The organism is Streptomyces sp. SCL15-4 (assembly GCF_033366695.1).
Taxonomy (GTDB): domain Bacteria; phylum Actinomycetota; class Actinomycetes; order Streptomycetales; family Streptomycetaceae; genus Streptomyces.
This window is the reverse complement of record NZ_JAOBTQ010000001.1, coordinates 5,929,573-5,951,254: the sequence shown is the minus strand read 5'-3', so window position 1 is coordinate 5,951,254 and position 21,682 is coordinate 5,929,573. Positions and strand designations below refer to the sequence as shown.

The window sequence follows — 21,682 nt, the reverse complement described above, 5'->3', positions numbered from 1 at the left end:
TCGCCTCTCGGAAGGTTGAGTTCGTGTCCTCGTACGTCTGTCCCGGTTGTGACGTCGACTTCGGCTACCCGCAGGGTCTGGCCATCCATCAGGAGCTGGGCTGCGAGTGGGGTGACGACGGGACCGACGGCGACGCCAGGTACTGCTGCGGCATGATCTACGAGGACGGCGAGTCCACCTGCGGCAGCTGCGGGGAACCGCTGTAGCTCTCGGGCACCCCGAAGAATCCTGGCAACGAGGCAAAGCCTATTGACCGGTTCGTCCAGGGCCACCCGTGCGACACGTGGGCGTGCGTCACTCGTTACTGCGTCTTGAGAGCAGTAATGAAGGGGGTCCAGGCGGTGGCGGGGAGGGTGAGGGTGGGGCCGCCGGGGAGCTTGGAGTCGCGGACGGGGACGAGGCCGGGGATGTTGTCGGCGACCTCTACGCAGTTGCCGCCATCGCCATTGCTGTAGCTGGACTTGCGCCAGAGGGCTGCGCCGGGGAAGTCGCCGGCCACTTCGACGCAGTCGCCGCCATCGCCGTTGCTGTAGCTGCTCTTGAACCAGAGAGCTTCACTCAAGTCGATCCGGTTGCTTGCCATTTCGGAAATCCTCTGCCGCGGCCTTGATCATGGCGAGGGACGTGTCTGGTGACAGCGCGACGGCCCTGAGCCGATCGTATGCCTTGCGGTACTGCTTCACGAGCGCCGGATCATCGAGGGTGTCCCCGCTGTAGGACGCCTCGGTATAGATCAGTTGCGGGGCATCCGGAAAGGACATGATCATGACGGAGGCGGCCATCAGGGGATACGCCCCTTGCTTCCGCGAGACGACCTGCGGAGTGATGCGGCGCCGTTCCGTCAGGTCCACGATGCGATCGAGCTGCGCGGCCATGTCCGCCGGCGCCACGATGGCATCGGTGAACAACGACTCATGCAGGATGGCCCAGTATTCCGGGACTGAGTGGTCGTCCTCGAAGAGGCGGGCGCGGTCGAGTCGCGCCCGCACCTTCTCCTCGACCCATTCGTCGGAGGCCGACGGGTGAGACGACTGGACCAGAGCCCGCGCATAGGGAGCGGTCTGCAACAGTCCAGGCAGGGTACTGGGAGACCACTCCTCAATTGACTCGGCGTACTTCTCCGCCTCCAACACCTTCTCGAAGTACGCCGCATGCCCAGCCCGCCGCGCCTTGCGTACGTCCTCGCAATGGCGCTCGAAGAAGCCGTCCGTGCCCAGGACCCGATCGGCATGCCGGGCCAAGTCGAGTGGCATGCGTCGCTCGCCGTGTTCGATGTCGCTGAGGTAGGTCTTGCCGTAGAAGCTGCCCTCGAGGAACGCTTCCAGCGACAGGCCCGCCGCCTCCCTCTTCCACCGCAACTCCTTGCCGTAGAAGGTGGGGACGCTGATCGAACCGTCGATGTCCTTGCCGCGAGCCATCGCTCGTCCTCCTCCGCTGGCGTGATCGCGAACGCGAAACCCCTTTCACGGTAGCGAGCACGGCGACAGTCTGTGAGGTGTTCGTCACACATCGCACAGAAGGTTGCGCCCCCACATGCCCGACCACTCCCCCGCGCCCTGCACCGTCGCCCTCCGCGTAGAAGAACTACGCGCCGCCCTCGCCCTGCACGGCATCACGCTCCCGTCCCTCCAGGTCGACCTGCCGAGCTTCGCCGGGACGTACGGCCCCGGACTCGTCACCCTCGGAAACTGCAACACGACCACGGCGCGGGCCCTCGCCGCCGTACTGCGGAAGGCGGCGGACCGATGATGACGTCGCTGGAGTTCCACCTGCTGGCGACGCCGAAGGCCGCGCCGGACCTGCGTCACCAGCTCCGCGACCACGGTTACGACGTCCGTCTGTGCGCAACCGAGTTGCTGACCAACGTCATCGACCACTTGGGCGACGGCACGCCGGTGACCGTACGTGTCATCGGTACGGCGGCCCATCACGGCCGTACCCGCATCGAGGTGACCGATCCTGACCCGCGCGCGTTGCCCGTCCTGCTCTGCGCCACGGAGTCGGAGGAGTCGGGGCGGGGTCTGGCGCTCGTGGACGCGCTGGCCGAGTGCTGGGGCGTGGTGCAGGGGCCGAACTGCAAGACGGTGTGGTGTGAACTGAGGAGTTGAAGAGGTTGCCGTGGGGTCGACTGCGTCCGCATCGTCGGCGAGGAATGCGCGTTCGCGTCTCGCCTGCACGCCGGGCCGGTTCGGCGGCTGGCGGCCGCCATCGGACCAGCCGGTGACACCACACGGGTCTTTCGGGTTCCCCGGACGGCGGCCGGGCCTCACCGACCTGTCGGCCGATCCATCCGGTGGTTGGTTTTGGAACACCCGTCCATAACTGACCCCCTCGCCCCCCGGCACCTCCACGGCAGAGTCCCCGTCCCCCAAATCGACCACGCCAAGGCCATGGGATGGGAGCCGTCCGCCCTCCACCCCCGTCACAAGTCGCCGAACCACCCCACCGGCCCGCCAGTCGCTTAGCCCTACCGGCGTGCTGGCGAGGCGCGGGCGCGCACCTCTGCCGACAGGGGGAGGCAGCCCGCCTCAGGGTCCGGTGCCGGTCGGGGCCAGCGCTCTTCCGGGCCGCTCGCTCGCTTCTTCCCCGGGCTGGAGCGAGGGGTGTCAAGGGTGGCCCGGACGACCATCGCCGAAGGCGACGCGCAGCGCCCTCGACTCGGCTCGCGGAAGCCCGACACCGGCCGGGAAGCGAGCGGCCCCACGGTCACCTGGTCCCCAGGGGGCGCGGACCGGCCCCGCACCGCAACACGGGTTACCTTGGCAGCTCAGGCAGTGGAAAGTACCGTACCGAGGGGGACGCATGGGGATAGAGCTGGAGCTGCGCATCCCGCAGAGCACGACGCGGCGGTCCCACCGCCACGGAGACTCGCTCGCCCTGGCCCTGGAAACGCTGGTCCCGGCCGGTCAGGGCCGGCTCTCGCGGATCGACCCCTATCGGGACACCCGGTTCACCGAGCAGGACGCGCAGGCCGCCCTCCGCGAGGTGACCGCTCTGGCGGACAAGTGCACCAGTCCCTTCCAGGAAGCCGCCCTCCTTGATCTCGCCGAGTTCCTGGAAGCCTGCGCGCGGACGCCGGGAAGCTCTCTTTGGTTCCTCGGCGACTAGAAACTGAGCCGGAATTCACTTCCTCGGGAAACACCGTGAATTAAAACCGCTGAAGATTCGTGGAGATACTGGGGCAAATCGGCCTTCTGGCTGGTCAAGCAAGCACGCTCACCCCCTCGCCGTTTCACCAGGATCTCATCTTCTGTACATCGACATTCCATGATATGTTCACAGCCGCCTAGCAGCGTCCCCCAGGCAAGCAATGCCTCCATAGGAGATGACAGAACCCTCCATGGAATGGGGCTGACCGGTTTCTTTGGAGCGCATAATCATGCCCGGCCCCACCGTTTCCGTCGTTGTCGCCGCATACAACGCGATGCCGTATCTGACACGTTGCATCACCTCGGTCGCCGAGCAGAGCATCGGGCAGGAGCGGCTGGAGCTCATCGTCGTCAACGACGGGTCGACCGACGGCACCGCCGCCGAACTCGACCGGCTGAGCCAGCTCTACCCCGACCTGCTGCGCGTCTTCCACCAGGAGAACTCCGGTGGCCCCTCCGCGCCGCGCAACGTCGGTCTCGACCACGCCATGGGGACGTACGTCTTCATCCTGGACGCCGACGACTACATCGGCCCGGAAGCCCTCGAGCGCATGGTGGCGATGGCCGAGGAGAACGGCACCGACATCGTGCTCGGCAAGATGGTCGGCGTCGGAGGCCGCCGGCTGCCCCAGTCGATGTTCAAGCGCAACCAGCCGAAGACCGACGTCTTCAACTCCCGCGTCTACTGGGCCCTCAACCCGCTGAAGCTGTACCGCCGCTCCCTGCTGGAGCGGCACAGCCTGCGCTTCCCGACCGGGCTCCCCGTCGGCGAGGACCAGAAGTTCGTGGCCCTGGCGTATCTGCACGCCTCGGGCGTCTCCGTGATCGCGGACTACGACTGCCTGTTCTGCTCCCTGCGCGAGGACGGCGGCAACATCACCCAGCGCACCCGGGGCACGGAGCCCCGGCTGCGGTTCCTGCCGATCATGGTCAACGTGCTCCTGGAGAACGTGCCGCCGGGCCCCGGCCGCGACCACCTGGCGCACCGCCACCTGACCGTCGAGGTGGAGGCGTTCCTCAACCACCTGCGGCGCGAGCCCCGCGAGGACCAGCAGAAGATCCTCGACCAGTTCGCCGAGATCGTCGAGCCGCTGTGGCACGAGGGCATGAACGAGCACCTCTCGGCCATGGCCCGGCTGCGCATCTACCTGGTCCGGCACCGGATGCTCGACGAGGTGCTGGAACTCGGCGAGTTCGAGCGGCAGCTCGCCAAGTCGAAGGTGTCCACGCCCGTGCTCGTCGTCCAGGGCAAGGCCTACGCCCGCTACCCCTTCCTGCGCGACCCCGAGCGCAACATCCCCGACTCCTGCTACGACGTCACGGGCCAGCTCGGCGTCCGCCACTTCGTCACCCGGGCGGAGATGCGGGGCACCACGCTCCACCTGGCCGGCCACGCCTATCTGCACCGCGTCGAGACCCGCGACGTCAGCACCTACCTCCTGCTGCGCGAGCGGAACACCCAGGTCGAGTACGAGCTGCCCGTCAAGCACGTCCCGTCGCCCGGCGCCGGTGCCGACGAGGACTGCGGACGGTACGTCTACGACCTCGCCGGCTTCGAGGCGACCGTCGACGTCGCCACCGCCGCCGACGGCAAGCCGCTGGACGCCGGACTGTGGGACATCTCCCTCATCATCGGCGCCCAGGGCGTGTCGAAGCAGGCCCGGATCGGCAGCAGGCGTGCCGACGACGTCTCCGGCAAGGCGACCACGCGCATCGTCACCGTGGACGGCAGCCCGCGCGCCGTCACGCTCTACACCACCAACCCCTACGGCAACTTCACCCTCGACCTCGCCGAGACGAAGCACCGGGTCCGGTCCGGTTTCGCCTTCGACGACGTCCACTGGGCCGCGGACGCTCCCACCGAGCTGGAGATCACCGGCCGCTGCACGCTGGCCGAGTTCCCCGAGGGCGATCTGAAGGTCACGCTGGCCAGCGACCAGGGCGACACCTACGCCGTCCGTCCGGTGGTCGACCGGGACGGCCGGGTCGTCGTACGCATCCCCGTCACCAAGCTCCCGGCCGGCCTGTGGAGCGGCGACCTGCACCTCGGCCCCTGGAAGTGGGCCCTGCCGCAGCCTCCGCGCGATCTTCCCGCCGCGAAGTGGCGCCGGATCGGACTGCCCTGGTACGCGAAGTCGGGCCCCGCGGGCAAGAAGGGCAGGGCCCTGCGCGTCGCCCGGACGGATCTCGTCAAGGCGGTCGCCCAGCGCCTGCGCTAGTCGCGCGTCACTGCCCCGGCCGGTGTTTTCGGCCGGGGCGGTGGTGTCAGTGGTGCAGCGCGCCGGACTCCTCCGGCAGGTGCGCGGCCACCACCCGGCCGGTGTGCGGTGCGGACCGGCGGTCCACCGCCCACGCCGCGCCGGCCACGCCGAGGCCCAGTACCGCCAGCAGCGCGCCGGCCAGCGCCGGGGACGTCGTGCCGAAGCCGGCCGCCAGGGCCGCGCCGCCGAGCCAGGCGCCGCCCGCGTTGGCCAGGTTGAAGGCCGCCTGGTTGGCCGAGGAGGCGAGGGACGGGGCCGCCGACGCCTTCTCCATGACCATCAGCTGGAGCGGGGAGCCGGTGACGAACGCGGCCATGCCCAGCAGGGCCACCGCCAGTGCCGCGCTCCACTGCGCCCGCATCAGCAGCGGGAACAGCAGCAGGACCAGCGTCAGCGAGACGAGGCCGCCGAACAGGGTGCCGCGCAGCGAGTGGTCCGCCAGCCGGCCGCCCAGCAGGTTGCCCGCCGTCGCGCCCACGCCGAACAGGGCCAGCAGCAGGGTCACGCTGGTCTCCGCGTAGCCCGCCGCGTCCGTCAACATCGGGGTGACGTAGCTGTACGCCGCGAACAGCGCGCCGAAGCCCGCCACGGTCGTGCCCAGGGCCAGCCAGACCGGCACGGAGCGCAGTGCCGCGAGTTCGCCGCGCAGGCCGGCCGCGGGCGCGGGCGCGTGGTCGCGGGGGATCAGGAACGCCAGGGAGGCGATCGCGGCCAGGCCGATCGCGCCGACCGCCAGGAAGGTCGCCCGCCAGCCCAGGTGCTGCCCCATGAGCGTGGCGGCGGGCACGCCCGCGATGTTGGCGACGGTCAGGCCGAGGAACATCAGGGACACCGAGCGCGCCTTGCGCTCCGGCGGGACCATCGCCGTGGCGACGACCGCGCCGACGCCGAAGAAGGCGCCGTGCGGCAGGCCGCTGAGGAAGCGGGCGGCCAGCAGCGAGCCGTTGCCGGGGGCGAACGCCGACAGCGCGTTGCCGGCCACGAACAGGACCATCAGCGCGATCAGAACGGTCCGGCGGGACATGCGGGCCGTGAGCGCGGCCAGCAGCGGGGCACCGATGACGACGCCCAGCGCGTACGCCGAGACCAGGTGTCCGGCGGTGGGGATCGAGATGTGCAGGTCGTCCGCGACGTCGGGCAGCAGGCCCATCATCACGAACTCGGTCGTGCCGATGCCGAAGGCGCCCACGGCGAGGGCGAGCAGGGCCAGGGGCATGAGGGACCTTTCAGAGCGGAAAAGGGGGGAACGACGAGTGTCGCAGTATGTTCCCGTGTCGAACAAACGCTCTCGGGTCCGGCATTCCGGCAGGTTACGAGCCTGTGTCCAGCTTCACACGGGCCGCCACCGGGAGATGGTCGCTGTCGGTGCGCGGCAGCGTCCAGCTGCTCTCCGGCTCCGCGCCCCGGACCATGATCTGGTCGATGCGCGCCATCGGGAACGACGCCGGCCAGCTGAAGCCGAAGCCGCTGCCCGCCGCGCCCTGCGTGGAGCGCAGCTGGGAGGTGACGGCGTTGAGGGAGCGGTCGTTCATGGTGCCGTTGAGGTCGCCGAGCAGCACGACCCGGCGCACGGGCTCGTCGGCGATGGCCTCGCCGAGCGCGTCGGCGCTCTTGTCCCGCTGCCGCGCGGTGAACCCGGCCTCGATCTTCACCCGGACCGAGGGCAGGTGGGCGACGTAGACCGCGACCGGGCCCTCGGGAGTGGCCAGCGTGGCGCGCATCGCCCGCTTCCAGCCGAGCTTGATGTCGACGGCGCGCACATCGGTCATCGGGTACTTGCTCCACAGGCCGACGGTGCCGACCACCGCGTGGTGCTCGTAGGTCGGCGCCAGCGCCTTCTCGTAGACGGGGACGGCGGAGGCGGGCAACTCCTCCAGGGCCAGCACGTCGGCGCCCGACGCGGCCACGTCGGTGGCGGTGGCGGCCGGGTCGGGGTTGTCCGCGTTGACGTTGTGGGTGGCCACCATGAGGTCGCCGCCGGTGCCCGTGCGGTCGGCCAGCAGTCCGCCGAAGAGGTTCAGCCAGACGATCGCCGGCAGCACCACGGCGATCAGCGCGGTCGCCGACTTCCGCAGCAGACCGAGCACCAGCAGCACCGGGATGGCCAGGCCCAGCCAGGGCAGGAAGGTCTCGGTGAGGCTGCCGAGGTTGCCCACCGCGTTGGGGATGTGCGCGTGGAGCAGCATCACCAGGGCGAGCAGCAGGGCCAGCGCGGCGAGGACGGCGCCGCGGCGCCAGATGCCCGGGTCGCCCCGCCAGCCGGCGAACAGCCGGTGCGCTAGGCGTCGGAGCCGGGTCCCCGGTCGCTCGGGCCCCGAGCCGCCGTCCGCCGTCTCCGTCATGTACGCCTGCTGCGCCATACCGTCTGCCTCACTGCCTGCCGTGCACACCGTTCGTCCCCCGTAGTTCCCGACCCTAGGGGATGATCGGCTCCGTTCCCGCCGTCCCATGACGGCCGTACGGAAGACGATGACGTGCGATGCGGGGGCGGGAGTTCCGGTCGGGCCCCGGCGGGCGGGGTCTGTGACGAAACGCGCACACGAGTGCTACGAGGCTGTGGAGCTGACGGGTCGTAGGCCGGCCAGGAGCACGTCGACGATCCGCTCCGGCAGGTCCTCGCACAGGTCGGCGTCGGGGCGCATGACGGAGCGGACCAGGATGGGGCCGACGAACAGGTCGTTGGCCAGGTCCACGTCGACGTCGGCGCGGAGTTCGCCGTTGCGCTGCCCGCGGCGTAGCACGTCCAGCACGAGCCGGCGCCGGGGCTCTATGACGTTCTCGTGGTACGCGGCCCAGATCCTCGGGTTGGACTTCATCTGGACGTGCACGTTGTGCAGCAGGACCGAGGAGCGGTTGGCCAGTCCGCGCCGGCGCAGGTTCTCCAGCAGGACGAGGAGGTCGTCGCGCATGGAGGTGCCGGGAAGGTCCGGCTCCGGCGGCTCGGCCGCGCGGACGACCTCGATGAACAGCTCTTCCTTGCCGCTCCAGCGGCGGTAGATGGTGGCCTTGCCGACCCCGGCGGTGCGGGCGATCCGCTCGATGGACAGCTCGGCGAGGGGCACGCCCTCCTCCAGGAGCCTCATCACGCCGTCCAGGATCGCGCGTTCCGCGGCTTCGCTGCGCGGGCGGCCCCGCGCGGGTACGTCCGGTCGCGGTCGGCTGCCGGCAAGGCTCACGTCGTTCCGTCCTCTCGCTGTGCTGCGGCAATTGTCCCGCAGCGGCCTCCTCCCCCCGTCGAACCCCGCCCGGCCCCCGGCATCCGCCGTGGCGCCGCGATCGGCCCGGTTTGCCTATCGGCCCGGTTTCCGCTTTTCCTGCCGTACCGCGCCCGGCCCCCGGTCACCCCGTGGACCGCGCAGATCCTCCGCTTCCCCGGGTGTGCCGCGCCCGCCCGTCGACGTCCGCCGCGGCACACCCGGCCCGGCCCGGTATCCGCCGTACCGCGCCCGGCTCCCGGTCACCCCGTGGACCGCGCAGATCCTCCGCTTCCCCGGGTGTGCCGCGCCCGCCCGTCGACGTCCGCCGCGGCACACCCGGCCCGGCCCGGTATCCGCCGTACCGCGCCCGGCCCCCGGTCACCCCCGTGAGCCGCGCGCGGAACCTCCGCTTCCCCGCCGTGCCGTGCCCGGGGTGTCCGGGCCGGTCGGGGCTCAGTCCATCGCGGTGACCAGTTCCTGTTCCTTCTCGTCCCGTGGGCCGGCGGGTGTGCGGCCCGGCAGGAACAGGGCCGTGACCACGGCGCCGATCAGCGCGACGCCCGTACCGCACAGCGCGGTGACGTGCATGGCGTGCAGGAACGCGTCGTTGGCCGGAGTGACGAGGGCCTCGCCCCGCGGGCCGAGCTTCTCGGCGACGCCGAGGGTGGCCTCGATGGACTCGGCGGCGCTGTCGCGCAGGTTCGGCGGCAGCGCGCCGAGCTTGTCCTCGATGCCGTTGCGGTAGGACGTGGCGAGGACCGAGCCGAGGACGGCGATGCCGAGCGCGCCGCCGACCTGCCGGAAGGTGTTGCTGAGCGCGGAGGCGGAGCCGGCCTTCTCCCGGGGCAGGGCCTGCATGATCACGACCGAGGTCGGGGTCATGATGTGCGCCATGCCGGTGCCCATGAGGAAGAAGACGACCTCCAGCAGCCAGATCGGCGTGTCGGCCTCGAAGCCGGCGAACGCGGCCAGTGTGGCGGCGATCAGCAGCAGGCCGCCGGTGGTGGTGGCCCGGTAGCCGAACCGGTCGACCACCAGCCGGGCGCGCGGCGCGAAGAGCAGCTGGGCGACGGCGAGCGGCAGCATCAGCAGGCCGGACTCCAGCGCCGAGTAGCCGCGCACGCTCTGGGTGTAGAAGACGCCGAAGAACGTGACGCCCATGAGCGCGAAGAAGACCAGCGCGATGGCGCTCATGGCGGCCGAGAAGACCTTGTTCTTGAAGTACGTGACGTCCAGCGACGGGTGGTCGGTGCGCTTCTCGAAGATCACGAAGGCGGCCAGGACGACGACGCCGGCGATGATGGCCGCGAGCACCTTGGGGTCGGTGAAGTCGGCCAGCTCGCCGCCCTTGATGATGCCGTAGACCAGCAGGATCAGGCCGACGACGGACAGGACGACGCCGATGGGGTCGAGGCGGCCGGGCCTGGGGTCGCGGGAGTCGGGCACCAGCCAGGCCATCAGGATCAGCGCGACGATCACGATGGGCACGTTGATCAGGAAGACCGAGCCCCACCAGAAGTGGTCGAGGAGCGCGCCGCCGGTGATCGGGCCGATGGCGATGGCGAGGCCGACGCCGCCGGCCCAGATGCCGATGGCCTTGGGCTGCTCGTGGCGCTCGAAGACGTTCATCAGGACGGCCAGGGTGGCGGGCATCACGAAGGCGGCACCCAGGGCCATCACCGCGCGGTAGGCGATCAGCTGGTTCGGCGTGCCGGACTCGGCGGCGAGCGCGGAGCCGATGCCGAACACCAGGGTGCCGCCGAGCAGCACCTTCTTGCGGCCGAGCCGGTCACCGACGAGTCCGGCGGTGAACAGCAGACCGGCGAAGACGAGGGTGTAGGAGTTGATCGCCCACTCGATCTCGCTCTGTGTGGCGCCGAGACCGGTCGGCGCCGGGGTCGCGATGGTCTTGATCGCGACGTTCAGGATCGAGTTGTCGAGGACGACGATGAGCAGGGCCAGCATGAGCACGCCGAGGATCGCCCAGCGGCGCCGGTGCACGGCTTCCGGTATTCGGGCGGCAGGGACGGGACTTGTCATGCGTCCGACCCTACGATCATTTCGATACGGAACGGTCTCGTATCTTAATTTCTTTACCAACGCCTTACACGGGAAGGCGGCACAAGGGATCAAGGGGGGTCCCCTGGCCCCGCCCGGCACGAGGTGCCACCATGGAGACGGTCCGGGGACGCCGTCAGGGCGCCTCGAGATGACGTAAGGAGCCGTTGCAATGACGCAGCTTTCGGCTGCCCAGACGAAGCCCTCCGACGGCAGCAAGGCGCTGTACGGGGGCAAGGGCACGCGCCGCATCACCGTCCGCGACATCGCCCTCGCCAAGGAGCGGGGCGAGAAGTGGCCCATGCTCACCGCCTACGACGCGATGACCGCGTCCGTCTTCGACGAGGCCGGGATCCCGGTGATCCTGGTCGGCGACTCGGCGGGCAACTGCCACCTCGGGTACGACACCACCGTGCCCGTCACCCTCGACGAGATGACCATGCTGTCGGCCGCCGTGGTGCGCGGCACGCAGCGCGCCCTCATCGTCGGCGACCTGCCCTTCGGCTCCTACCAGGAGGGCCCGGTGCAGGCGCTGCGCTCGGCGACCCGGCTGGTGAAGGACGCCGGGGTCGGCGCGGTCAAGCTGGAGGGCGGCGAGCGCTCGCACGAGCAGATCCGGCTGCTGGTGGAGTCCGGCATCCCGGTCATGGCGCACATCGGCCTGACCCCGCAGTCCGTCAACGCGATGGGCTACCGCGTGCAGGGGCGCGGCGAGGAGGCGGCCCAGCAGCTGCTGCGGGACGCGAAGTCCGTGCAGGACGCGGGCGCGTTCGCGGTGGTGCTGGAGCTGGTGCCGGCCGAGCTGGCGGCCGAGGTGACCCGGGTCCTGCACATCCCGACGGTCGGCATCGGCGCGGGTCCGGAGACGGACGCGCAGGTGCTGGTGTGGACCGACATGCTCGGTCTGACGTCGGGCCGGGTGCCGAAGTTCGTCAAGAAGTACGCCGACCTGCGCGAGGTCATGACCGGCGCGGCCAAGGCGTTCGCCGAGGACGTGGTCGGCGGCGCGTTCCCGGCGGCGGAGCACTCCGTCCACTAGTCCATCACGGCACCACCGGACGGCCCGCCGATCTTCCCCCGTCGGCGGGCCGTCCCCTTTTCCGGCACCGCGAATCTTTGGCCTCAACTTGCCTGTACGCAGCGGCAGTTGTAACGGAGTGGCGTCGAAACCGCCGCGGGGCCTTCCCGGTTCCTGGCTCAGTGGTGCACTTGACAGTGTGGGCCGTCTCACACTCGGGGGAGAGACAATGAGCCAGGCACCAGCCGTCTGTTCCGACTGCTCCACCGCCACCGTGCCGGGTGCCGCCTTCTGCGGCGCGTGCGGGGCCACCCTGACCGTCGCCGTCGCCCCGGAGACGGACCGCCCCGCGTCCGGCCTCGCCGTGCCCCGCTGGACCGGCGGCCGGGACCTGACCCGGTACATGTGCGCCGCCGTCTTCCTGGACCGACAGTACGCCGACTCGCTGATCAGGGACATCGCCGCCGAACCGCATCTCGGCGTGGCCCCGGCCCCCGGCTGCGACGTGCCCGTGGTGCTGCGCTACGCCTACGAGGCCAACGCGCGCCGGCACGCCAGGGACCTGCTGCTGGCAGTCGAGTTCCTGGTGCTGGTCCTCGGCTGGCTGGTGGCCGGCAGCGGCCTGGCCGTGTTCCTCATGCTGCTGTCCGGCTGGGCGACGACCCTGGTGTTCGCGCTGTCCACGCACTACGGCGAGCGTCTCCAGCGGCTGCGGCCCGACCGGTTCGACCCGGCGCAGGCGCCGCCGCCGCCGAACGAGTCGGTCGCCCGGCGGCTGCGCCGGATCGACGAGTACGCACGCGGCAACCTCACCGTCTACAGCGGCTTTTCGCCGTTCACCGGATACGGCCAGGAACTCGACTCCTGGTCGCTGACCTTCGACGTGACCGCCTCCGAGCGCGAGGGCGTGCGGCCGCGCGACTTCGACGTCGCGGACCTGTACGCCCATGTCGCCCGGCGGGTCGGCGAGCTGTCGCTGCCCTGCCTGGAGCTGGAGGAGCGGGTCTTCGTGGAGGGCACGGCGCTGCTGGGCGACACCCGCTTCCTGCCCGACCCGCTCGGCCGGCCGGTGGCGCGGATCGGCGCCGACCGGCTGGACGCGCTGAAGCGCGACCCGGAGGAGACCGCCCGCGCCTATCTGGTCACCCACTCCTCGGGCTGGGGCGGGGAGCTGGTGACGTCGGTGTTCCTGCGGCTGGTGCGCTCGGACTCCAACCTGTTCGTGGAAGCCCTGCCGACCGTGCTGTGCCCGCTGCTGGACCGCTACCGCACCATCGACTCCCTCATGCCGGTCCCCTCGCCGCGCGAGTTCCTCTCGATCGCGCTGCAGACCCTCGCCAGCACGCCCTTCGTGATGATCGCCTCGCCGGGGCGCGCGGTCACGGGCTTCTTCCCGGACTTCCGGATGCGCGGCCGGCTGAAGAAGCAGCACCGGCAGATCACCCGGCTCGGGATGTTCGACTACGGGGCGCGCAAGAGCGTGCGGCAGCTCGCCTCCGCCACGGACCACCGGCGGTACTTCCAGAAGGTCGACTCCGGCATGGTCCTCAAGACCGTCGAGCGGCGCATCCTGGACGCGCTGGTGGAGTTCGCCGTCGAACACGACATCGACGCGGGCGATCTGATCAAGCGTCAGGAGACCATCATCAACAACGGCATCATCGCCACCGCGGGGGCCAGGGTCGAGTCGAGCGCGGTCGCCTCGGGCGACAAGTCCCGCATCTCGACCATCTGGAAGAAGATCCCGCGGCCCAACACCGACTGACAGCCACCGCACACGCAACGGACGAACGGGGACCGGCATGCACGGACGTACCAACGACGGCGTCATCGCGACGGGCAACGCGCAGGTCAGGAACGCGGTGGTGGCGAGCGGCAGCAATGCGCGCGTCGACTTCCGGGTCACGGAGGAGGCGGCGGAGCGGGCCGGGGGCCGTCCGCCGACCCCGCAGGAGATCAGCGCCCTGCTGGCCCGGTTCATCGAGGAGCTGCGCCGCTCGGACCACCCGGAGCGGGAGGACCTGGCGGAGTTCGCCGAGGACGCGCGCGAGGAGCTGGCCGGGCCCGAGCCCCGTACCGGCAAACTGCGCCGGGTCGCGAAGGCGCTGGTGGAGGCCGTGCCCGGGTTCGCCGCGCTGGCCTCGCTGGCGGTGACCATCGAGGAAGCCGTCCGCGGCTTGTAGACGCACGAGGCCCGGAGAAGGAAAGCGGGGGGCCATGGACTTCTGTGTTCACTGCGGCACGCGCGTCGAGGACGCCGCGCGCCCGGACTGCCCCGACTGCGGGGCACCGCGCGCCGCCGGGCAGCCGGCCGGGAGCGGGTATGTGCGCGTCGGCTCCACCCGGCTGCCGGTGTGGCTGCCCTGGGCCCTGCTGGCGGTGCTGGTGGCCGGCGGGGTGACGCTCGGCGTGGCGCTCGCGAGCCGCCCCGGCACCCCGTCGGCGGGCGGCTTCCCCGGCGTCTCGGTGTCCACCGGCGCGGGCTACGACGGCTGGGGCGGCACGCCGACGACCGACGGCGCGTTCACCACGCCCGACGACGGTCACTCCGCCGACTACGGCGGCAGCGGCGGCAGCGGCGGATACGACGACGACCGGACCACCCCGGCCCCCGAGCCCTCGGACGAGGCCGGGGACGCGAGCGAGGTCGTCACGGCCTACTACGACCACCTCAATGCGGGGGACTTCCCGGCGGCCTGGGCCATGGGCGGCGACCGGCTCTACGGCGGCTCCTACACGGACTGGGTGGCGGGCTTCTCCTCCACCTCGCGCATCGACGTCACCGCCACCGACAACGGCGGCGGAGAGGTCGCCGCGGAGGTCCGGGCGACCCAGTCCGACGGCAGCGTGCAGGTGTTCCGGGGCACCTACACCGTGGCCGGCGGCAAGCTCGTCGGCGCCGACATCCGGCAGGTGTCGTAGCGTCCCGTCCGCGCCGACAGGTGCCGGCACCCGCTGTCGGCGACCTGTCGGCGGTTTGTCGGCGGGACCTGGCACCGTCTTCCCCATGACACGCATCGACGACAACCCCGCCGGCGGACGTGCCGCCGTGACCGTACGGGGGCTGGTCAAGCACTACGGCGAGACCAGGGCGCTGGACGGGGTCGACCTGGATGTGCGCGAGGGCACCGTGATGGGTGTGCTCGGGCCGAACGGCGCCGGCAAGACGACCCTCGTACGCATCCTCTCCACCCTGATCACCCCGGACTCCGGGCAGGCCACCGTGGCCGGCTACGACGTCGTACGCCAGCCCCGGCAGCTGCGCCGGGTCATCGGTCTCACCGGCCAGTACGCGTCGGTGGACGAGAAGCTCCCGGGCTGGGAGAACCTGTATCTGATCGGCCGGCTGCTGGACCTGTCCCGCAAGGAGGCCCGGGGCCGCGCCGACGAGCTGCTGGAGCGGTTCTCGCTGACGGAGGCCGCGCGGCGCCCGGCCGGCACCTACTCCGGCGGCATGCGGCGCCGGCTGGACCTGGCCGCCTCGATGATCGGCCGGCCGGCCGTGCTGTACCTGGACGAGCCGACCACCGGTCTCGACCCGCGCACCCGCAACGAGGTGTGGGACGAGGTCAAGGCGATGGTCGGCGACGGCGTCACCGTGCTGCTCACCACCCAGTACATGGAGGAGGCCGAGCAGCTCGCCTCCGAGCTGACCGTGGTGGACCGGGGCCGGGTCATCGCCAAGGGCGGCATCGAGGAGCTGAAGGCCCGCGTCGGCGGCCGCACGCTGCGGGTGCGCCCGGTCGACCCGCTCCAGCTGCGCCCGCTCGCCGGCATGCTGGACGAGCTGGGCATCACCGGACTGGCGTCCACGACCGTGGACACCGAGACCGGGGCCCTGCTGGTGCCGATCCTGAGCGACGAGCAGCTGACCGCCGTGGTCGGCGCGGTCACCGCGCGCGGCATCACCCTGTCCTCCATCACCACCGAACTGCCCAGCCTGGACGAAGTGTTCCTGTCCCTCACCGGCCACCGTGCCAGTGCCCCGCAGGACGCCGCGCCCGCCCGCCAGGAGGTCGCCGTATGAGCACCGCCACCCTCTCCCCGGCCGCCGCCAAGGCGGACACGCCGATCCCGCTGCGGGCCCATCTGCGGCACACCGGCGCGCTGATCCGCCGCAATCTGCTGTGGATCCGCCAGGACCCGGAGTCGATGTTCGACGCCATCCTGTTCCCGGTGGTCTTCACCCTGCTGTTCGTGTACGTCTTCGGCGGCTCCATCGGCAAGTCGCTGGGCGGCGGACAGGACCAGTACGTCCAGTACGTGGTGCCCGGACTGCTGGCCATGATGGGCATGAACATGGCCCAGGGCGTCGGCACCGGCTTCAACCAGGACTTCAACTCCGGTGTCATGGACCGCTTCCGCTCGCTGCCCATCGGGCGCGGCTCGGTGCTCTTCGCGAAGATCGCGGTGGAGCTGATGCGGATGCTGTTCGCGACGGCGGTGCTGCTGGTGGTCGCCCTGCTGGTGGGCTACGACGTCGGCAGCTGGAGCGGTCTGCTGGGCTCCGTGGCACTGTCCGCGCTGTTCGGCTCGGCGCTGATGTGGGTGTTCCTGACGCTCGGCGTGATCATGAAGAACGCCCAGTCGGTGCAGGCGATGGGCTTCCTGGTGCTGATGCCGCTCCAGTTCGGCTCGTCGATCTTCGCGCCGACCCAGTCGATGCCGGGCTGGCTCCAGGCGTTCACCGACTACAACCCGCTCTCCGCGCTGGCCGACTGCGCGCGCGGGCTGATGGAGGGCGGCCCGGTCGCGCACGCCCTGTGGGTGACGGTCATCTGGTCGGTCGGGCTGACCGTGGTGATGGCCCCGGTGGCGATCCACAAGTTCCGTACGAAGAGCTGACCTTCGGCGCCGGTCAGACCAGGGCGGTGGCCTCCTCCAGGGAGAGGCCACCGCCCTCGGCGTACGCGGCCTCGTACGACCGCTCGTCCAGCGCGGCCCGGATCCGGGTCTCGGCCAGCTCGTGGATCCGCCGCTCCACGCCGGCGACCACATGGCCGGCCGGCAGCAGCGCCTGGGCGGCGCCCAGGCAGCGGGCGGCGTCGACGGCCCGGCCGCCGTCGGCGAGGGCCATCGCGGCGGCGGTGAGGCAGACGGAGTGCAGATGCGGGGTGAGGGCCTGGGACAGCGGTTCGGCGCTGAGCCGCAGCGCCTTGCGGGCCTCGGCGAGGGCCGGCTCCGTCCGCCGGTCCAGGGCGTCCACCAGGGCCTCCTGGCACGTCAGCAGGGAGTCGAAGATGACGAAGCGCGCGACGGGCAGTTCCTCGCGCAGCACCCGTAGCTGCTCGCGCGCCTCGGCGGTGCGGTCGGTCAGGGCCAGCCAGGAGGCCAGGTGCAGCCGGGCCATCGTCGTCGCCTCGTTCAGGCCGCCGTCCTGGCCGGCGACGACGTCCCGGAGCATCCGCTCGCCGCTCCCGCTGTCGCCCGACTCCAGCAGGACGCCGCCGAGCCGGGCGCGCAGCACGGCCTTCTGGGCGCGGGCGCCGAGGAGTTCGGCGTGCTCGATGGCGGCCCGGTAGTCGGCCGCCGCCCGGTCGAAGGCGGCCTTGCGCTCGTTGGCCTCGCCGCGGGCGGCCAGGGCCTCGGTGGCACCCCAGGCGTCGCCGAGGCGGCGGAAGATCTCCAGCGACTCGTCGGCGTCCCGGGTGGCGTCGCCCGTCCAGGCGGCCCGGTTGGACAGGAAGTTGGCGCGCAGGTGCAGCACGCCGGCCAGCTCCCACTCGAAGCCCGGGGTCTGACGGCAGGTCCGCACGCAGGCGTCCACGATGGCGCGCAGCCGGTCGGCGCCGCCGGTCAGCAGCACCGCGAAGAACCACAGCAGGCCCGGCACCCGGCAGGTCTGCGGCAGCCCGGGTTCGTAGACCTGCGCGACCGTGCGCAGCTTGGCCTGTGCCGCGGGGGTCTGCCAGGCGTCGATCTCGGTGTCCATGCAGGCCAGATGAGCCAGGTGGACCCCGCGCCGGGCCTCGACGAGGGCCTCGCCGGTATAGGGCGGCACAGTGTCGGTGCAGCGCTGCCACACCGGGGCGGCCCGGCGGCCCGGCTCGGCGAACGGGTCGGGGCCGAGCGCCATGACCTCCCGGCACCAGAACCGGGTCTCCACGCGCTGGTCGCGCATCTGCCAGAACCACAGCAGGGAGTGGATCAGGCACAGCCCCTCCTGCTCGTCGCCGAGGGCGACGGCGTGCCGGAGGGCGGTGCGCAGGTTCTCGTACTCCAGCTGGAACCGGCCGATGGCGGCGCGCTGCTCGGGACCGCGCAGCAACGGGTCGGTGGTGCGGGCGAGTTCGCGGTAGTACGCCAGGTGGGCGCGCTCGGTCTCGGTGCGCCGACCGGTCTCGGCGAGCCGTTCGGCGGCGTACTCGGCGACGGTCTCCAGCAGCCGGTAGCGCATGCCGCCGCCGGCGGGGGCGGCCACCACCAGGGACTTGTCGACCAGGGAGCCGAGGGCGTCCAGCGCGGCCGGTCCGCAAACGGCCTCGGCGGCGGCCAGGTCGCAGCCGCCGGCGAAGACCGACAGCCGGGCGAGGACGTCCCGCTCGGCGGCGTCCAGCAGGTCCCAGGACCAGTCCACGACGGCCCTGAGGGTCTGCTGGCGGGGCAGCACGGTGCGGCTGCCGGAGGTGAGCAGGCGGAACCGGTCGTCCAGCCGGTCGGCTATCTGCCGGGGGGTCAGCATGCGCAGCCGGGCCGCGGCCAGCTCGATGGCGAGCGGGAGTCCGTCCAGGCGGCGGCAGATCTCGGCGCACGCCTCGGGGTCGTCGTCCACCCGGAAGCCGGGACGGGCCGCCGCGCCGCGCTCGGCGAGCAGCCGCAGCGCGACCGGCTCGGGCAGCGGCTCCACGGGCCGCACCAGCTCGCCGGGCACGCCGAGCGGTTCCCTGCTGGTGGCGAGGACGGTCAGCTCCGGACAGCGGGCCAGCAGGGTCTCGGTGAGCCGGGCGGCGGCGTCCACGACGTGCTCGCAGTTGTCGAGGACGAGCAGCATCCGGCGCCGGGCGCAGTGCTCCACGAGCCGTTCGAGGGGGTCGTCGTGCCGCTCGGTGACGGCGCGCATGCTGTCCACGCCGGCGCCGTGCAGCACGGTGTCCCGGGCGCCGATGCCGGTCAGCACGGCCTGGGGCACGGCGTCCGGGTCGTCCACGGGGGCCAGCTCGGCGAGCCACACACCGTCCCGGACGGTGTGCCGGACCGCCTCGGCGGCCTCCTGGGACAGCCGGGTCTTCCCGGCGCCGCCGGGTCCGAGCAGGGTGACCAGGCGGGCGCCGGCGAGGTCGGCGGCGATGGCCGCCAGGTCGGCTTCGCGGCCGACGAAGGAGGTGAGCCGGGCGGGCAGGTTGCCCGGGGCGCCGGCGGCCGGGACGGGCGGGGCCTCCGCGCGCAGCAGTTCGGCGTGCAGGGCGCGCAGCTCGGGTCCGGGGTCGGAGCCGAGCCGGTCGGCGAGCAGCCGGCGGACCTCCTCGTAGGCGGCCAGCGCCCGGGCGGGACGGCCGGTGTCGCGCAGGGCGCGCAGCCGCAGCGCCTGGAGCGGCTCGTCCAGCGGGTGGTCGTCGCACAGCGCGGTCAGTTCGGGCAGCGCCTGCTCGGCCCGGCCGAGGGCGAGGGCGGCGGCGTGCCGGGCGCGCCGGGCGTCCAGCCGGCGGGTCTCCCAGCGGGCCGCCTCGGCGGTGCGGTCGGGCAGGTCCGGCACGGCGGGCCCGTGCCACAGGGCGAGGGCCTCGTCGAGGACGGCGGCGGCCTTGGCGGGGTCGCCGCCGGCGAGGGCGGCGAGGCCGTCGCCGGTGAGCCGGTCGAAGCGGGTGAGGTCGATGTCGTCGGGGGCGGCGGTGAGCCGGTAGCCGCCGTCGACGGAGGCGACGGCCCCGGCGCCGAGGACACGGCGGAGCCGGCCGACGAGCGCCTGGAGGGCGCCGGGGGCGTCGGCGGGCGGGTCGGTGCCCCACACCTCGTCCACGAGCACGGCCGCGGGGACGGTCCGGCCGGCCCGCAGGGCGAGCACGCTGAGCAGGGCACGCAGCCGCGCCCCGCCGACCGGGACGGCCGTGCCGTCGGGACGGATCGCCTGGGTGGTGCCGAGCAGCCGATAACGCACGGGGTCCATTGTCTCCGGAGGGATGGCGGGCGGTGCCCGGTGGTGGGGAGGGGGGTACGGGAAGGGGGCGGGAGGGAGCGGGAGGGTGCCGGAGGCGGCCACCGGGCGAGCCCGGCGGGACGCCGCGGGACGACCGCCGGCAGGGACGGTCGCCGGCGCGGCGCGCCACCCGCCGACGAAGCCCGGCGGGCACCGGGACGGTCACCGGTGCCGAGGACGGTCGCCCGCGCCGCAGCCGGCAGGGGGCGCCACTCCATGGCGGCCGGGGGCGGCGGCCCTCACTCCGGGGCGGCGGTCTCCAGCGTGACGAGGGCGCCGACCGTGCGGTGCACCCGGTGCGGGCCCGGGCCCCGGCCGGGCTCCTGCGACGGGAACCGCCTCGGGCAGCTGTCGGCGGCCCGAAGGGTGTGCGCGCCGGGCACCGCCTCCCAGCGGTACGGGGACGGGAGCAGGACCGTCCCCTCGGACCCCGTGTCCGGGCCGAGGGCGCGGTCGACGCGCTCGCGGGCGCGCCGGTCCGCGCGGACCACGTACTCCTGGCGCACCAGCTCGATGGCGCGGACCCGGCCGGTGACCGGGCGGCCCGGGTCGCCGTGCAGCTCCCCCCGCGCCTCGGCGCCGTAGCACTCGCCCGGTCGTTCCCGGGTGTCCACGGCGGCCGGCGGCCGGACCGCCTCGTCGCCCACCGCGAACGGCCGCCCGCAGCACTCCGTCTGCCAGTCCTCGTAGAACACCCGCGTCCGTGCCATCCCCCCACCTTCCAGGAACCCGGCGGCGACCGCGAGGCGTTTTCCCCGTATGCTCTCGGATCTTCCAAGAGTCCCTTCCCGTGTCCCTCGTCACCACAGGAGCCGATGCATGACCACCGCCACCACCCGCCCCGGCGACCGGCAGGTCAGTCCCGTGTTCGTCGGCATCCTGGCCGTGACGGCGGTGACCGGCTGGGCCACCTGGACCGGGTTCGCCGAGCAGCCGGGCGTCGCGGTGTTCCTGTTCGTGACCGCGGCCTGGATCGTCTCCCTGTGCCTGCACGAGTACGCGCACGCGCGCACCGCCCTGCACAGCGGGGACATCACGGTCGGCGCGAAGGGCTATCTCACGCTGAACCCGCTGAAGTACACGCACGCGCTGCTGAGCATCGTGCTGCCGGTGCTGTTCGTGATCATGGGCGGGATCGGTCTGCCCGGCGGCGCGGTGTTCATCGAGCGGGGCCGGATCCGGGGCCGCTGGCGGCACAGCCTGATTTCGGCGGCGGGCCCGCTGACGAACGTGCTGTTCGCCGCGGTGTGCACGGCGCCGTTCTGGCTGGGCGCCCTGGACGGCGTGCCCGCGGACTTCCGCTTCGCGCTGGCGTTCCTGGCGCTGCTCCAGGTGACGGCGGCGATCCTGAACTTCCTGCCGGTGCCGGGCCTGGACGGCTACGGCGTGATCGAACCGTGGCTGTCGTACAAGGTGAAGCGGCAGGTGGAGCCGTTCGCCCCGTTCGGGCTGCTGTTCGTGTTCGCGGTGCTGTGGCTGCCGTCGGTCAACGACGCGTTCTTCGACGTGGTCGACGCGGTCATGCGCGCACTGGACGTGGACACCTTCTCGCAGTTCTGCGGCGACGCGCAGTACCGCTTCTGGGAGGACAGCCCGGCGATCTGCTCGTTCAACCCGTGACGGAGGTGCCGCGGGCCGAGGCGGCCCGGGCGCGCTTGACGTAGTACCAGCTCATGTTGGACGACAGGCCCGCCAGCAGCACCCAGACGATGCCCAGCCAGTTGCCCTGCACGAAGGAGACGACGGCCGCGGCCACGGCGAGGACGCAGACCACGAGGGCGTAGAGGGCGATGCGGGGCATGACGGGGGGCTCCTGTCGGGGACACTGCTCGGAACTGCTTCGCCGACCAGTGTCCCCCATGCCC

At 72.1% G+C, this 21,682-nt stretch carries 21 protein-coding genes; 12 read left to right on the top strand and 9 right to left on the bottom strand.

Annotated features, from left to right (window positions below; translation table 11 throughout):
* Positions 1-23: 23 nt before the first annotated feature.
* Positions 24-206: a hypothetical protein gene (locus SCK26_RS26690; protein ID WP_318203870.1), complete on the top strand. Its 183-nt coding sequence runs from the start codon at positions 24-26 to the stop codon at positions 204-206.
* A gap of 95 nt (positions 207-301) precedes the next feature.
* On the opposite strand, the gene SCK26_RS26685 is transcribed toward SCK26_RS26690, so the two are convergent.
* Entirely contained in the window at positions 302-583 is a 282-nt protein-coding gene (locus SCK26_RS26685) for a DUF397 domain-containing protein (RefSeq protein WP_318203869.1), read from the bottom strand.
* Positions 555-1,418: a helix-turn-helix transcriptional regulator gene (locus SCK26_RS26680; RefSeq protein ID WP_318203868.1), complete on the bottom strand. Its 864-nt coding sequence runs from the start codon at positions 1,416-1,418 to the stop codon at positions 555-557. Before SCK26_RS26680 ends, SCK26_RS26685 begins: the two co-directional genes overlap by 29 nt.
* Positions 1,419-1,533: 115 nt before the next feature.
* On the opposite strand from SCK26_RS26680, the gene SCK26_RS26675 reads away from it, so the two are divergent.
* The 4 genes from SCK26_RS26675 to SCK26_RS26660 all read left to right on the top strand — a co-directional run bounded on the left by SCK26_RS26675 (position 1,534) and on the right by SCK26_RS26660 (position 5,368).
* Entirely contained in the window at positions 1,534-1,749 is a 216-nt protein-coding gene (locus SCK26_RS26675) for a hypothetical protein (protein WP_318203867.1), read from the top strand.
* Positions 1,746-2,108: an ATP-binding protein gene (locus SCK26_RS26670; RefSeq protein WP_318203866.1), complete on the top strand. Its 363-nt coding sequence runs from the start codon at positions 1,746-1,748 to the stop codon at positions 2,106-2,108. The genes SCK26_RS26675 and SCK26_RS26670 overlap by 4 nt, the downstream gene beginning before the upstream one ends.
* A 694-nt stretch (positions 2,109-2,802) precedes the next feature.
* Positions 2,803-3,108, top strand: coding sequence for a hypothetical protein (locus tag SCK26_RS26665; protein WP_318203865.1), 306 nt, complete (start codon positions 2,803-2,805; stop codon positions 3,106-3,108).
* Between the two features lie 271 nt (positions 3,109-3,379).
* Entirely contained in the window at positions 3,380-5,368 is a 1,989-nt protein-coding gene (locus SCK26_RS26660) for a glycosyltransferase family 2 protein (RefSeq protein WP_318203864.1), read from the top strand.
* Positions 5,369-5,414: 46 nt separating this feature from the next.
* Here SCK26_RS26660 and SCK26_RS26655 read toward each other — a convergent pair whose 3' ends face one another.
* The 4 genes from SCK26_RS26655 to SCK26_RS26640 all read right to left on the bottom strand — a co-directional run bounded on the left by SCK26_RS26655 (position 5,415) and on the right by SCK26_RS26640 (position 10,647).
* Entirely contained in the window at positions 5,415-6,626 is a 1,212-nt protein-coding gene (locus tag SCK26_RS26655; RefSeq protein WP_318203863.1) for an MFS transporter, read from the bottom strand.
* 94 nt (positions 6,627-6,720) lie between these two features.
* Positions 6,721-7,770, bottom strand: coding sequence for an endonuclease/exonuclease/phosphatase family protein (locus SCK26_RS26650; protein WP_318203862.1), 1,050 nt, complete (start codon positions 7,768-7,770; stop codon positions 6,721-6,723).
* A 186-nt stretch (positions 7,771-7,956) separates the two neighbouring features.
* Positions 7,957-8,586: a TetR/AcrR family transcriptional regulator gene (locus SCK26_RS26645; protein WP_318203861.1), complete on the bottom strand. Its 630-nt coding sequence runs from the start codon at positions 8,584-8,586 to the stop codon at positions 7,957-7,959.
* 474 nt (positions 8,587-9,060) lie between these two features.
* Positions 9,061-10,647 carry a DHA2 family efflux MFS transporter permease subunit gene (locus SCK26_RS26640; RefSeq protein ID WP_318203860.1) on the bottom strand — a complete coding sequence of 529 codons (1,587 nt, stop codon included), beginning with the start codon at positions 10,645-10,647 and terminating at the stop codon, positions 9,061-9,063.
* 190 nt (positions 10,648-10,837) lie between these two features.
* Between SCK26_RS26640 and panB the strand changes: the two genes are divergently transcribed.
* From panB to SCK26_RS26610, 6 genes are all read left to right on the top strand, one after another.
* Positions 10,838-11,704 (top strand): 3-methyl-2-oxobutanoate hydroxymethyltransferase, encoded by an 867-nt coding sequence (gene panB / locus SCK26_RS26635; protein WP_318203859.1) that lies wholly within the window; start codon positions 10,838-10,840, stop codon positions 11,702-11,704.
* A gap of 208 nt (positions 11,705-11,912) precedes the next feature.
* Positions 11,913-13,448 (top strand): zinc ribbon domain-containing protein, encoded by a 1,536-nt coding sequence (locus SCK26_RS26630; RefSeq protein ID WP_318203858.1) that lies wholly within the window; start codon positions 11,913-11,915, stop codon positions 13,446-13,448.
* 37 nt (positions 13,449-13,485) lie between these two features.
* Positions 13,486-13,866: a hypothetical protein gene (locus SCK26_RS26625; protein ID WP_318203857.1), complete on the top strand. Its 381-nt coding sequence runs from the start codon at positions 13,486-13,488 to the stop codon at positions 13,864-13,866.
* A gap of 34 nt (positions 13,867-13,900) precedes the next feature.
* Positions 13,901-14,605, top strand: a complete 705-nt coding sequence (locus SCK26_RS26620) for a hypothetical protein (protein WP_318203856.1) — start codon at positions 13,901-13,903, stop codon at positions 14,603-14,605.
* Positions 14,606-14,690: 85 nt separating this feature from the next.
* Positions 14,691-15,710 carry an ATP-binding cassette domain-containing protein gene (locus tag SCK26_RS26615; protein WP_318203855.1) on the top strand — a complete coding sequence of 340 codons (1,020 nt, stop codon included), beginning with the start codon at positions 14,691-14,693 and terminating at the stop codon, positions 15,708-15,710.
* Positions 15,707-16,528 carry an ABC transporter permease gene (locus tag SCK26_RS26610; RefSeq protein WP_318203854.1) on the top strand — a complete coding sequence of 274 codons (822 nt, stop codon included), beginning with the start codon at positions 15,707-15,709 and terminating at the stop codon, positions 16,526-16,528. Before SCK26_RS26615 ends, SCK26_RS26610 begins: the two co-directional genes overlap by 4 nt.
* 13 nt (positions 16,529-16,541) lie before the next feature.
* Here SCK26_RS26610 and SCK26_RS26605 read toward each other — a convergent pair whose 3' ends face one another.
* A complete protein-coding gene (locus SCK26_RS26605; RefSeq protein WP_318203853.1) occupies positions 16,542-19,787 on the bottom strand; it encodes a BTAD domain-containing putative transcriptional regulator in 3,246 nt (1,081 codons plus the stop codon).
* Between the two features lie 269 nt (positions 19,788-20,056).
* A complete protein-coding gene (locus SCK26_RS26600) occupies positions 20,057-20,527 on the bottom strand; it encodes a DUF6578 domain-containing protein (RefSeq protein WP_318203852.1) in 471 nt (156 codons plus the stop codon).
* A 109-nt stretch (positions 20,528-20,636) separates the two neighbouring features.
* Here SCK26_RS26600 and SCK26_RS26595 point away from each other — a divergent pair, with 109 nt between their 5' ends.
* A complete protein-coding gene (locus tag SCK26_RS26595) occupies positions 20,637-21,437 on the top strand; it encodes a site-2 protease family protein (RefSeq protein ID WP_318203851.1) in 801 nt (266 codons plus the stop codon).
* Here the strand turns inward: SCK26_RS26595 and SCK26_RS26590 are convergent.
* A complete protein-coding gene (locus SCK26_RS26590; protein WP_318203850.1) occupies positions 21,427-21,678 on the bottom strand; it encodes a hypothetical protein in 252 nt (83 codons plus the stop codon). The two genes, SCK26_RS26595 and SCK26_RS26590, sit on opposite strands and share 11 nt — an antisense overlap.
* Positions 21,679-21,682: the final 4 nt, after the last annotated feature.